General features: G+C 34.0%; 14 protein-coding genes and 1 pseudogene. 10 read left to right on the top strand and 5 right to left on the bottom strand.

Features of this window, described 5'->3' with window-relative positions; genetic code table 11:
• The first annotated feature begins 44 nt into the window (after positions 1–44).
• On the top strand, positions 45–389 hold the full coding sequence (locus tag OO775_RS04955) for a hypothetical protein (RefSeq protein WP_264845926.1): 345 nt from the start codon (positions 45–47) through the stop codon (positions 387–389).
• A gap of 127 nt (positions 390–516) precedes the next feature.
• Here OO775_RS04955 and OO775_RS04950 read toward each other — a convergent pair whose 3' ends face one another.
• Together OO775_RS04950 and OO775_RS04945 are read right to left on the bottom strand one after the other, a co-directional pair.
• Positions 517–1,263 (bottom strand): MvaI/BcnI family restriction endonuclease, encoded by a 747-nt coding sequence (locus tag OO775_RS04950; RefSeq protein WP_264845925.1) that lies wholly within the window; start codon positions 1,261–1,263, stop codon positions 517–519.
• A complete protein-coding gene (locus OO775_RS04945) occupies positions 1,260–1,487 on the bottom strand; it encodes a helix-turn-helix domain-containing protein (protein ID WP_264845924.1) in 228 nt (75 codons plus the stop codon). The genes OO775_RS04950 and OO775_RS04945 overlap by 4 nt, the downstream gene beginning before the upstream one ends.
• Before the next feature lie 87 nt (positions 1,488–1,574).
• On the opposite strand from OO775_RS04945, the gene OO775_RS04940 reads away from it, so the two are divergent.
• From OO775_RS04940 to rpsU, 8 genes and pseudogenes are all read left to right on the top strand, one after another.
• A complete protein-coding gene (locus OO775_RS04940) occupies positions 1,575–2,327 on the top strand; it encodes a DNA-methyltransferase (protein ID WP_264845923.1) in 753 nt (250 codons plus the stop codon).
• Positions 2,328–2,372: 45 nt separating this feature from the next.
• Positions 2,373–2,762 (top strand): HU family DNA-binding protein, encoded by a 390-nt coding sequence (locus tag OO775_RS04935; protein ID WP_264845922.1) that lies wholly within the window; start codon positions 2,373–2,375, stop codon positions 2,760–2,762.
• 257 nt (positions 2,763–3,019) lie between these two features.
• On the top strand, positions 3,020–3,658 hold the full coding sequence (locus OO775_RS04930; RefSeq protein ID WP_264845921.1) for a DUF7829 domain-containing protein: 639 nt from the start codon (positions 3,020–3,022) through the stop codon (positions 3,656–3,658).
• Positions 3,659–3,920: 262 nt separating this feature from the next.
• The gene (locus OO775_RS04925) at positions 3,921–4,394 is read left to right on the top strand and encodes a hypothetical protein (protein ID WP_264845920.1); all 474 of its coding nucleotides are present in this window, start codon (positions 3,921–3,923) and stop codon (positions 4,392–4,394) included.
• Positions 4,395–4,530: 136 nt separating this feature from the next.
• Positions 4,531–4,758: pseudogene (locus OO775_RS04920) on the top strand (elongation factor 4); the annotation flags it as partial.
• Positions 4,759–4,776: 18 nt separating this feature from the next.
• Entirely contained in the window at positions 4,777–5,610 is an 834-nt protein-coding gene (locus OO775_RS04915; protein WP_264845919.1) for an alpha/beta fold hydrolase, read from the top strand.
• A 115-nt stretch (positions 5,611–5,725) separates the two neighbouring features.
• Entirely contained in the window at positions 5,726–6,103 is a 378-nt protein-coding gene (locus OO775_RS04910; protein ID WP_264845918.1) for a hypothetical protein, read from the top strand.
• A 229-nt stretch (positions 6,104–6,332) separates the two neighbouring features.
• Complete coding sequence (rpsU, locus tag OO775_RS04905) at positions 6,333–6,527, top strand: 30S ribosomal protein S21 (RefSeq protein ID WP_264845916.1); 195 nt, start codon at positions 6,333–6,335, stop codon at positions 6,525–6,527.
• Between the two features lie 81 nt (positions 6,528–6,608).
• Here rpsU and recG read toward each other — a convergent pair whose 3' ends face one another.
• The 3 genes from recG to OO775_RS04890 form a co-directional block, all read right to left on the bottom strand.
• Entirely contained in the window at positions 6,609–8,720 is a 2,112-nt protein-coding gene (gene recG, locus OO775_RS04900; protein WP_264845915.1) for an ATP-dependent DNA helicase RecG, read from the bottom strand.
• A gap of 63 nt (positions 8,721–8,783) precedes the next feature.
• A complete protein-coding gene (locus OO775_RS04895; protein ID WP_264845914.1) occupies positions 8,784–9,551 on the bottom strand; it encodes an ABC transporter ATP-binding protein in 768 nt (255 codons plus the stop codon).
• The gene (locus OO775_RS04890) at positions 9,552–10,289 is read right to left on the bottom strand and encodes an MlaE family ABC transporter permease (RefSeq protein WP_264845913.1); all 738 of its coding nucleotides are present in this window, start codon (positions 10,287–10,289) and stop codon (positions 9,552–9,554) included.
• Between the two features lie 161 nt (positions 10,290–10,450).
• On the opposite strand from OO775_RS04890, the gene OO775_RS04885 reads away from it, so the two are divergent.
• Positions 10,451–13,174, top strand: coding sequence for a sodium-translocating pyrophosphatase (locus tag OO775_RS04885; RefSeq protein WP_264845912.1), 2,724 nt, complete (start codon positions 10,451–10,453; stop codon positions 13,172–13,174).
• Positions 13,175–13,451 lie beyond the last annotated feature (277 nt).

The raw sequence follows: 13,451 nt of genomic DNA, 5'->3' as shown, positions 1-13,451 counted from the left end.
CAAAAAGTTATATTGTATTTAATGACACTTTTTTAGGACAAATAATGATTTTATTAAGTATTTTAGCAGGATTTAATACCACAGCTATATCTATTTTGATTTCTGCTTCAAATAAAAATATAGATAAATTAAAAGAAATTTCTACAAAAAAAGAAATAGGAGGAAAGAAAATTAGTTTATACCAAGAACTTTATATATACATATCATATTCTATCCTTATAGCTTTTTTTGTAATTATTTTTTGCCTTTTTGGATATTTACTTCCAATAGGGGAATTATTTGATACGTGTATTGTTTTATGTTTAGGTTTGTTCATAGTATATCTTGTTTTACATATAATGTTTTTAAATATAAGAAATATATCTTTTTTATATTTTAGTTTTTTTTAAAGCTAAAAACGTATGCGCGAAATCGGAAATGTGGAAGTACCACAAAGTGCGTTTATGGCAGTGTTAAAGTTGAATGATTGAGAAAATAAAAAGGAGAGTTTTGTTTAAAATAACTCTCCTTTACTACTTACTGTATTTTTTCAAAAGAAGTATACAACGCACTAAAATGTTGTGGTTTTATTCTGAAGCCACTTCCGTGATCGTGTGTCTTGCCATAGTTTTTACCAGAATTATAAACACCTATTCTTATATCAAATTGTATAGTTCCTTTTTCTACTTCAATTAAGAATTTTTCAAAGTCAAATTTATGATAAAGTTCTCCTTTAGTAAAATGACAAAATTTCTTTCCATCAACTATCTTAGTGTCAGCAAAAACTAAAAATAGAGTATCTAACTTATGAGAGGCCTTTTTAATTGTAGAGAAATTCCAATAAATAGTTTCTAATAAATTTCCTTCAAGGTTTTTTATAAGTAACTCTATCCTCTGAGCTTCTCTATTAACATTTAATTTCATTTTATACTTTGAATAAACTTCTCCTTCTCTATTTCCATATACAGAAGCAAACAAAATTTTTTTATCAGAATGTTCCTCTTGACGTATCTCACCATACGTGTCTCTTAGATAGTTGTTCGCTTTTTTAGGAAAATCAGGTGATTTTGAAAAAAGAGACACCGAAGATCCTGTTAAAAATCTTTGAGTTTTGATTTCGATTCCTTCAAAATCAGCCTCTTTTTTATTATTTTCTTCAACTCCTAATAAATCTTCAAAAGTATTTCCAATACCTCCGTCTTTATTATTAGGTCTTGTATTTGGGGTAAATCCCATAGCCTTTATTCGACTAAATTCATTTTTTAATTTTTCAATGTTTTTCATAGACTTTTGTCAGGTAATAATTGTTTTGGGCTTATGTTTAGAGCTTTCGCTATATTATTAATATGATTCAAATTGTATTTGGAATTATATTTTAGGCTCTCTACTTTACCTATAAATCCAATAGATACACCAATAGATAAAGCTAATTCAGCCTGTGAGATATTTTTTTCTACGCGTAATTTTCTCACTCGATCAATTACAAAGCGTTCAATTTCAGTAAGCATATTGTATCGTAAAAAATAAATTTGTACAAAAGTCCAAAATTTTGTACTTTTGCACACCTACTTATAGGTAAGTTTTTTTTTATATTTATGATAGAAATTAATAAAATATATAATGAGGATTGTTTAGATACACTCAGTCGTATTCCTGATAACTCAATTGATTTAGTCATTACCTCTCCTCCCTACAATATGAATTTGAGAATCCGAAATGGTAAATACTGTTCACGACAAATAGTGAAAGAATTTAGTACTAAATATGAAGGTTTTGATGATAATTTACCTATTGAGAAATATTATGAATTTCATTTAAAAGTATTGAAAGAGCTTTTAAGAACGTCAAGTATTATCTTTTATAATATTCAAATAGTAACTGGTAGCAAAAGAGCCATATTTAAAATAATAGGAGATTTATCAGATTATTTGAAAGATATTATTGTATGGGATAAAGGTTACGCACAACCTGCAATGGCTCAAAAAGTATTTAATCGAAGAACAGAACTAATACTTATATTTGATGCTAATGATGCTATTAGCAGACAATTTAAAAAAGCAAATTTTCAAAGAGGACGATTAGATGATTTATGGCTTATCAAACGAGGTAAAAAAGTAACTGATACACATTCTGCTGTATTTCCTGAGGAATTAGTAAAAACAATTATAGAAAATTTTTCTGATGAAGGAGATATTATATATGATCCTTTTATGGGAACAGGGACAACTGCCCTTGTTGCAAAAAAACTAAATCGAAATTATTTAGGAAGTGAATTGACACCTAAATACTTTGATATTGCTAATAAAAGACTCTCTGAAATTAAATATCAGATAGTTTTTCATTCATAGATTAATAAAATAAACCGAATAATTAACCATTTAATTTTTTACGTTATGCCAGTAAAGTACAATGTAGTAGGTAGAAAAAATCCGCAAAAACCTACGGAAGCACCCAAGTTTTACGCCAATGCCAAAGCCGATGGCGAAATCAACCTAAAAACCATTGCCAAAGAAATCGCGGGAGGCTCGACCACCGTGTCCGATACCGATGTGTTGGCAACGCTCAATGAGTTTACTAAAATTCTTATCAAACACCTGTCGGAAGGCAAAATCGTGAAGTTTGGCGACTTTGGAAATTTCCAAATCACGCTAAGTAGCGAAGGCGTGGACGACGAAAAGAAATTCACGGCAGCAAACATCACAGGCAACAAAATTCAGTTTCGACCCGGTGCCGATTTAAGAGAAATGTTGGCAACCGTTAAGTACGAAAAGTACAGCAAGTAACCCCTTTGGAAACACCTGATTTTACGGGGATTTGCATAGGTACGCTTCGGTGAACGAACGGGAGCGGTCGCATTCAAGCACGGGAGCGCTCCCATTGGTTCACGCGTACGCTTGCGTTGAAAGTGCTTTTTGAGCAAGCTGGTGGTAGCGATGCAAAAGTGTGTTTATGGCGGTGTTGAAGCTGAATGATTAGCGGAGAGCTACCATATTCAAGTAATTTTTTCTAAAAATCTAAAATAATATTAAATACTCATACAATGAAGGAAAAATATGATTTAGAGTTATTTGAGAAACTTGTTAATAGGTTTATGTATAGCACTCAACTTATTTTTGAGGAAGATTGGGAACATTCCAAGCTTTGTTTAGAAAATTTGAAGTCCTTTATTTCTGAAAATGGAAATTTCTTAAATCCGAAAGTAGAAAATGAAGAGAGTGAATGGGGAAATAGAGCTCTATTCTTGAATGATTATAGAGAACTACTCAAGTTTATGAACAACAATGAGATAGCCTTCTACGATATTAACGAATTATATGATGATAGAAAAACCACCGATTTTATCAGACTGGCAAGAACATTTTTAAATGAAGATGCTGATATGCCAGAAATTTCTGTTCAATTCCAGAAATTATTCAATGATGGGTATGTTGTGAAAGAAGAAGATAGAGCATTTATTACGGAAAGCTATAAAATCTATGCCAATGAAAATACAGAAGGTTTTGAAAGATGGTCTCTATTAAGATTTATAGAAAAATTGAAAGACAAAGAAAAAATAAATTTAGCTTTGCAAAACCGGAAAGTGTTATTTATTATTTTATCTTTAAAGAAAGGAAAACCAATAGGTTATAAATTTCCTAACTTGTTAGGAGTGTTGAACAATGCTTTTTCTTACTATTAAGAATTCTATTGATATCATTTTTAAGGCAATAGATGTATATGATAGAGAAAAAGAAATTTTGAAACTTAATAGTAGAAAAGGGGTATTTCAAAGGTTTTCACGAGAATACCAAGATAATAAACCTGTTCAAAATGAAGAACTTGCTTCAATTATAAAAATCATATTTCCTGAGTTAAAATAGTATAAATTATGGGGTATCATATCATCAATATTACATAAAGAAGGTATCAAAAGCCAATATGTTCCAACTGCAAAAGACTTAATGAATATTAGCACCATTACGGAAGATACAATCATCTATCAAGGAGAACAACATTGGACACCTGTACAAGTAGGAAAATCAGAATTCAAAAACTATTGTAAGGATTATTTTCGTGCTGGATTGAAAGCTCAAGAATATTTTAAAATTCAAGCCAAAGAAAATGGATTTATTTTGGAGGAATTATATCAAGATAAAAGCAGTTTTCAGCAATACTTATTAACAAATAAATATTTTGCTATAAAGCAAGGAGATTTTTTGGTGCGAAACTTCGGAAATATAGAGATTGATGTAAAATGTAGAAGTTTTCATAACATAAATGAACAATTGATTTTTCGTTTTAGATGCAAAGATGTGGACAAACATCTCAATATGCAGAAACTGACCAATTCTCCTATTATAATTGCCGTTTATCAAAGAGATGGAGATAATCTTAAGAAAGATATTCCCTTATTTCATTTCAATAGACGAAATTAATAAACAAAAAAGTCAATTTAAAACACACTATGAAGAAAAAGATAATACAGGACTTTGCTATGAAATCCCACAAAAGCCCGAAAAGGTGCCCAAGTGTTATGCAAGTGCAAAAACGGTATTGAACTAATCCCATGCAAGGCAGTTTGACATTCCTATTCAGGCGGCTATGGGGACGAAAATCATCGCTTGTGAGACCATCAAAGCACTCCGTAAAGATGTTACCGCCAAATGTTACGGAGGAGACATCTCGCGTAAGCGTAAACTCCTTGAAAAACAGAAAAAAGGGAAAAAACGTATGCGACAAATCGGAAACGTAGAAGTACCACAAAGTGCGTTTATGGCGGTGTTGAAGTTGAATGATTGATAATTCTTATAAAATAAAATGAAAAAAACGCTTTTCTTTTGTTTTTTAATTTGTTTTCAAAATAGTATTGGGCAAAATTTTCCTTTTAGTGTCAGTAAGGCTGGTGTCACTCAGCAGTCTATTGTTTTTATCCCAGGACTGGCCAATTCCGCTGATATATGGAGGGAAACTATTGAACATTTGCACGATTCTTACACTTGTTATTCTTTGACAATGGCTGGTTTTGCAACAGAAAAACCCAATCCTAATTCATCTATTTCGTTTTGGACAGACCAAATAGCTCGCTATATACAAGAACAAAATATTCAAAAACCAATCCTTGTAGGGCATAGCCTTGGAGGCGTTATAGCAATGAATTTAGCTTCTGATTATCCTGAATTGTTTCAAAAACTCATCATCATTGATGCTGTTCCTTATTTTTCGGGATTTTCTATATTTAGTTTTACTTCCAAACGAATAAAAAATTGTTCGTCTTTTACCAAAAAATTTATTTCTATTCCAGAAAAACAATTTGAAAATCAGCAATATAAAGCCATTTGTAAAATGACTTCAAACAATGAGAAAATAAACGAAATTCTACAATGGAGCTTAGCTTCCGATAGAGAAACTTTCGCTAAACTCTATTGCGAATTAACCAATAGCGACCTTCGTGAAAAAATAAAAAATATCAAAATTCCTACAATTGTTCTTTTACAAACCAATTTCAAATATGCCAAATCTATTCTGAACTCACAATACAAAAATATCCAACAAGCTACTTTAGTATATGTACCCAAAAGCACTCATTATATAATGTATGATAATTTCGATTGGTATATAAATGAAATTGAAAATTTTATAAACCATCAATAAAAAGCTAAAATATTCATAAAAAAATAGCTAATAATCATATTTTATTTGTGAAAAATATTTTTTTGGCATAATTCTTGTTATTAAATATGCAGTATTAATTTAAATTTTATTTTATATGAAACGAACAATCAAATTTTTGAGTTTTTTATCATTAGTTGTATTTACACTAATTGCATGTAGCAAAAATGATGACCCTACCGACAATGACCTATTTGTAGGAACGTATGAGGGTTCTGTTTCTTATATTAAAGGAAATGACAGCAAAAGTAACGACAATGGAAAAGTTACAATAGCAAAAGTAGGCGATAAATACAATTTTATTTTCTCTGATGATATTCCTAGTATTACAGGAGTTGAAATTAAAGATGGAAAAGCTTACAAAATTGACCTTATCGGTGGAGATAGTCAAAGTATCATTACAATAAGTAAAAGTGATCTTACTATTCTTTTTATAAAAGAAGGAGCCACTTGGAAAGCAAACTGTAAGCGATAAATGTAAAACATAAAAGCCTTAATGTATATTAAGGCTTTTTATTTTTTTTGATTATAACAAAACTTTATTTATTTCATCAAACATTTATAGACAATGAAATCAGAGTAGCCTATGAACTTAACATTTCACTCTTTTTCGATTTTTACAGAAAAATAATTAGAAAAGTATTTGCAAAAATAAAAATATATTGTTATCTTTGCACCCGCTAAATGAAAGGAGGTGTAAGATTATGCTAATAATACCAGTAAAAGACGGAGAAAATATAGATAGAGCACTCAAACGTTACAAACGAAAGTTTGATCGTGTGGGCATTATACGCCAACTTCGTAGCAAACAACATTTTACAAAACCTTCTGTTGTGAAAAGAAATGTTGTACAACGAGCTCAATTTATTCAAAGATTGAAAGACCAAGAAGAAATATAAATTTTACATTTGAGATTATCATATTTTTATGGAAAAGGGTTTCTTATAAAGAAACCTTTTTTGTTTCATTTATCTTTTATCTTAACTTATATAATTCCAAATATTTTTATGTTTCCTCAGTTGAGCAAGTGTGTATGCTACGTTGCGAAACTGTTCTTGAACAAGATTTGGGTCTATTTTCAACAATTCAATAGCAAAGGCACGTGCTGTTTTCAGAATATCACTATCCTTAACAATATCAGCTATTTTAAGAGTCAATACTCCACTTTGTTGAGTTCCTGTCATATCACCAGGTCCTCTCAATCTCAAATCAACTTCAGCAATCCGGAAACCATCATTAGCAGCGACCATCGTCTCCATTCGCGTACGACTATCCGACCCAAGTTTTACTCCCGTTATCAGAATACAATAACTCTGCTCTGCTCCTCGCCCAACACGCCCACGCAACTGATGCAATTGAGATAAACCAAAGCGCTCAGCACTCTCAATAACCATAACAGAAGCATTTGGAACATTAACACCTACTTCAATAACTGTTGTAGCAACCATAATCTGGGTTTTCCCTTCTACAAATCGTTGCATTTCAATTTCTTTCTCAGCTGGTTTCATTTGCCCATGAACCATCGAAATATGAAACTCCGGTGTAGGAAAACAAGCTGCCAACTGATTAAATCCTTCTGTAAGATTTTTATAATCAAGCGTTTCTGATTCCTCTATCAAAGGATAAACTACATATACCTGACGACCTTTTTTTATTTCTTTATAAAGAAAATCATATACTTGTGAGCGTTTGTTTTCGTATTGATGTATCGTTTGGATAGGTTTGCGTCCTGGAGGTAGCTCATCAATTACTGAAATATCCAAATCACCATACAAACTCATAGCCAATGTGCGTGGAATCGGCGTTGCCGACATTATCAAAATATGAGGTGGAATATGATTTTTATGCCAAAGTTTAGAACGTTGTGCTACTCCAAACCGATGTTGCTCATCTATAATGGCAAGTCCCAAATTTTTAAATTGAACTTTATCTTCTAAAATCGCATGTGTTCCAATAAGTATTTGCAAATCACCATTTTCCAAATCTGCATGAATCTGTTTTCGTTCAGAAGTTTTTGAAGAACCTGTCAGAAGTGCTATTTTGATATTCATATCTTTTATCAATTCGGATATTCCGTTAAAGTGCTGAATAGCAAGAATTTCTGTAGGAGCAACCAAACAGGCTTGATATTGATTATCCAAAGCCAAAAGCATACTGATAAGTGCTACAATAGTTTTTCCAGATCCTACATCACCTTGTAGAAGTCGATTCATTTGGGCATGTGACCCCATATCGGTACGAATTTCTTTAATAACTCGTTTTTGAGCTTCGGTAAGAGCAAAAGGCAAATGATTATTATAAAAATCAGAAAAATAATTCCCTACTTTGCTAAAACAAAAACCTTTTATTCGTTGTTTATTTAGCAAATTTTTCTGAACTAATTGGAGTTGTATGTAGAAAAGTTCCTCAAACTTCAATCGAAATTGTGCTTTTGCTAAAAGCTCTTGCGATTGTGGAAAATGAATATTAAGTAAAGCATCGGCTTTGGAAATCAAACGCAAGTGCGATATAATATGTTCGGGAAGTGTTTCGTAAAAAGATTTGCCAACCTCAGCAAAGAGCGTTTGTACAAGTTTGCGAATTACACGATTTGAAATTCCCCGTTTGGTAAGTTTTTCAGTTGAAGGATATACAGGCTGAATTGCCGATTGGGTATTTTGCGAATGCTCTTGTTGGGTTTCCATTTCGGGGTGTGGCATTGAAAATACACCATTAAAATAATTACATTTACCAAAAATCACATACGGAACATTCAGTTGTAGATTGTCTTTGAACCACTTAGCTCCCCGAAACCAAACAAGCTCCATTTGTCCTGTTTCATCAACAAATGTGGCTACCAACCGATTTTGAGTTTTATTCTTACCTTCAACTGTACGCAAATGAATGATTTTACCTACAATTTGAACATCAGAATTACTTTGTTGCAATTCATTTATTTTGTAATACTTTGTTCGGTCAATATATCGATTGGGAAATAAGTGAATTAAATCTTGAAAATTGTTAATTCCTAATTCATTCCTAAGCAACTCGGCACGCTGAGTCCCTACACCTTTCAGATATTCAATGGGAGTATGTAATATTTCAGGATTCATCAAAAATTGCTTTTGGAGACAAAAGTACAAAAATTTGATTATAATTTACAGCATTTTGGCAAACTAATCTCTCTCTTCAATATACATTTGTCGAACTTTCTTGAACAATTCGGACGAATATACAAAATCGGTAACCGCCTCATTATCCGTTTTGAATATCGTTTCTTTAGAGCCTTCCCATTCTTTATAACCATTCTTCAAAAAGATAATCTGCTCCCCTATTTCCATTACCGAATTCATATCGTGCGTATTGACAATGGTCGTTATGTTGAAGTCTTGCGTTACAGTATGTATCAGATTATCAATTACAATAGCCGTTTTAGGGTCAAGTCCCGAGTTGGGTTCATCGCAGAAAAGATACTTGGGCGAATTAACCACTGCACGAGCAATGGCAACACGTTTTTGCATGCCTCCTGATATTTCAGAAGGTTTCTTGCTGTGAGCATTTACCAGATTTACTTTTTCGAGAACAAAATCAACGCGATCTTTCATCTCACCTTGCGTCAGATTTGAAAACATCTGCAAGGGAAACATTACATTTTCTTCAACAGTCATCGAATCAAATAGCGCGCTTCCTTGAAAAACCATACCCATTTCTTGTCGCAAACTACGGCGTTGGTCTTTGGTCATATCGGCATATTTAATTCCATCATAAACAATATTTCCACTATCGGGAATATGTAATCCCAAAAGTGTTTTTAAGAAAACTGTTTTACCCGAACCACTTTGCCCTATAATCAAATTGGTTTTTCCTGTATGAAAAGTTGCTGAAATACCTTTGAGTACCTCTGTTCCATCAAATGATTTTTTTATGTCTTGAACTTCTATCATCTATGTAAGCATTATTTGAGTGATGAAAAAATCAATTATAATCACAACAACACTTGTCCAAACGAACGAAACCGTACTGGCTTTACCCACATCAAGCGCCCCGCCTTTCATATAATATCCATGATACGAAGGAATTGTTGCCAAAATAAAAGCAAATATTAAACTTTTGAAAAAAGCATAAAAAACATCAAACGCTCGGAAATTTAGTGTAAGTCCTTCCAGAAACTCTGCCGAAGTCGCATATCCGCCAAGCGTTGCCGCTATATATCCTCCATAAACACCCAAAGCCATTGCCATTGAAATCAGGAATGGATACAAAAGCAAAGCTATTATTTTAGGGAAAATCAGGTAATTAAGTGAATTGACTCCCATAATATCTAATGCATCTATTTGCTCAGTAACTCGCATTGTCCCGATGCTTGATGTAATGAACGAACCGACCTTCCCTGCGACAATAATAGAGGTAAATGTAGGAGCAAACTCCAAAACAATCGTTTGACGTGTTGCAAACCCGATTAAACTCTTGGGAATAAGCGGATTATCAATATTAAGTGCCATTTGAATCGCAATAACTGCGCCAACAAATATCGAAATAAACGCCACAATCCCTAATGACCCATACATAAGGTCATCTATTTCTTTGAGTATTAGCTTCTTGGTCATTGACCATTTTGTACGCTTTCGGAACACTTCATATATCATCAAAAAATACCTTCCGATAGCTTCGATATGTTTCATATAACTGCTTTTTTTCGGGGCAAAGATAGAACTTTTCTGCTGAAAGAACATCTTTGATTAAAATATTTTTTCAATTTTCTGCAAAAAAGATATGTTTTTTTGTCTAAATTTTGTAATTTTACGCCTTTAATTTATAACATATTATTTAATCATAATTTTTTATGGAACAAATATTCATTTATTTACCTATTGCATTAGCTCTTATTGGGCTAATAGTAATGGTTAGCAAATCCGTTTGGATAGGAAAACAAAATGCAGGAAACGAGCGAATGCAAAGTATTTCTGACAAAATTCAAGAAGGTGCGATGGCTTTTTTAAGCGCAGAATATCGCATCTTAGCTATTTTTGTACTTTTGGCTTCGGTGGCTCTTTTTGTTATTTCTCAGTTTGTTGAAACTACACACTGGCTCATTGTTGTTGCTTTTGTTTGTGGAGCATTTTTCTCTGCTTTGGCAGGAAATATTGGTATGCGAATAGCTACCAAAGCAAACGTTCGTACTACTGAAGCAGCTCGAACAAGCTTACCACAGGCTTTGAAAGTTTCTTTTGGAGGAGGAACAGTTATGGGACTGGGTGTTGCTGGCTTGGCTGTACTAGGATTGAGCTTATTCTTTCTTATTTTTGTTACGATGTTCATTACAGGCAAAAGTGATTTTTATGCTGAAATGACCATTGTTTTAGAGGCTTTGGCAGGTTTTTCTTTGGGTGCAGAGTCTATAGCATTATTTGCGCGTGTGGGCGGTGGTATTTATACGAAAGCTGCTGATGTGGGAGCTGATTTGGTAGGAAAAGTTGAAGCAGGTATCCCCGAAGACGACCCTCGCAATCCGGCAACAATTGCAGATAATGTAGGAGACAATGTTGGAGATGTAGCCGGTATGGGAGCAGACCTTTTCGGGTCGTATGTAGCTACGGTATTAGCATCAATGGTGTTGGGGAATTACATCATTAAAGATATGGTACAAGCTAATGGTTCTTTTACTGATAATTTTGGCAATATGGGTCCCATTCTCCTTCCTTTGGTGATTGCTGGTATCGGTATTATTGCCTCAATTGTTGGGACTTTCTTTGTAAAAATAAAAAATAATGACGCCAAAGAAGCGCAAGTACAAGCCTCTTTGAACTTGGGTAATTATGTAGCTTTGGGGCTTACTTTGGTAGCATCTTGGTTCTTAATTCACTATATGTTGCCAGCAACACTTCAAATGAATTTCTTTGGCGAAGGAGTTAAAGAAATTTCAAACACCAATGTATTCTGGGCAACAGTAGTTGGGCTGTCTGTGGGGCTTTTAATTTCGGCTTTTACAGAATTTTACACTGCTTTGGGTAAAAAACCGGTGCTTAATATTGTTCGCAACTCATCAACTGGTGCGGCGACCAATATCATCGCAGGATTGGCAACGGGTATGAAATCAACTTTCTCATCAGTACTTTTGTTTGCTGTGGCTATTTGGGGTTCTTACGTGTTGGCAGGTTTCTATGGAGTTGCTATCGCTGCATCGGCAATGATGGCAACTACGGCAATGCAGTTGGCTATTGATGCCTTTGGTCCTATTTCGGATAATGCTGGGGGTATTGCCGAAATGAGTGAATTACCCAAAGAAGTACGCGGACGCACTGATATTTTAGACTCTGTGGGCAATACAACTGCTGCCGTAGGAAAAGGTTTTGCTATTGCTTCGGCAGCGCTCACGGCTTTGGCATTGTTTGCGGCGTATGTAACCTTCACGGGAATTGACGGAATCAATATTTTCAAAGCTGATGTACTGGCAGCTCTTTTCATTGGGGGAATGATTCCTGTGGTATTCTCGGCATTGGCTATGCAATCAGTAGGGAAAGCAGCTATGGATATGGTAAATGAGGTTCGTCGTCAATTTCGTGAAATACCTGGAATTATGGACGGAACAGGTACGCCCGAGTACGGAAAATGCGTAGATATATCGACCAAAGCTGCACTCCGTGAGATGATGCTTCCTGGGGCAATAACCATTATTACTCCGATAATCATTGGGTTTGTAATGGGTGCAGAAGCACTCGGAGCTTATATGGCTGGTGTGGCTGTTTCGGGAGTACTTTGGGCAATTTTCCAAAACAATGCCGGAGGCGCTTGGGATAATGCCAAAAAATCGTTCGAGGCAGGTGTTGAAATTAACGGGCAAATGACATACAAAGGTTCTGATGCTCACAAAGCTGCTGTTACAGGTGATACGGTGGGCGACCCTTTTAAAGACACCTCAGGTCCTTCTATGAATATCTTAATTAAACTTACTTGCTTGGTTGGTTTGGTTATTGCGCCTATCTTAGGCGGACATACCAAAGAAATTCAACAAGTAGAAGAGCAAGTTTTCTTAGAAGACCAAAAAGCCAATACTTTCATTGAAGAGAAAATAGTATTGGATGCCGATGGTAATTATGTTTATGATTTGGGCGAATGGGCAGAATATATACTTCCTAATGGAGAAAAACTCAATGTAGGTGAATTTTCTTCGGAAAAGAAAATCCTTAGCCTTATCGGAAATACAGATACCGAGACTAAGTTCTCAACTTGGACAACCCTTGATCGGGTATATTTCAAAACAGGTAACGATGAACTTACCGAAAAATCTGAACAACAACTTTTGAACATTGCATCGATAATGAAAGCCTTCCCAGAGGTAAAACTCAAAATGGGAGGCTATACCGATAACACGGGTTCGCAAGAAATCAACAAAACCTTGTCGCAACAACGCGCCGAATCGGTAATGAACAAGTTAATAAGCTTAGGAATTGATGCTTCGCGGTTGAAAGCAGAAGGATTTGGTGCAGAATTTCCAGTTTGTAAAGCGAATGACACACCTGAATGCCGTGCCAAAAACCGCCGTGTAGATGTTCGCTTATTCGAATAGCTTTTTATAGATTTTATTGTGATATAATGTACGAGAGGATTTTAATATCCTCTCGTATTTTTTTATTTTCTTGAATATTATGAATTATTAGAGAATTATCTTAAAAAATCTCTATACATTTTTATTTATTTTTTTAATAAAAAGAAGAAATTGACATCTGTATCTTGAGTGTTTTATACTCAGTTTATCAAATTTACACCTGTATCTTAGGTGTTTTATACTTAGTTTATCAAATTCACACCTGTATCTTGGGTGTTTTATACTCAATTTATCAAAT

Source organism: Capnocytophaga catalasegens (assembly GCF_026005215.1).
Classification (GTDB): Bacteria; Bacteroidota; Bacteroidia; order Flavobacteriales; family Flavobacteriaceae; genus Capnocytophaga; species Capnocytophaga catalasegens.
This window is presented reverse-complemented; position numbering and strand designations above follow the sequence as displayed.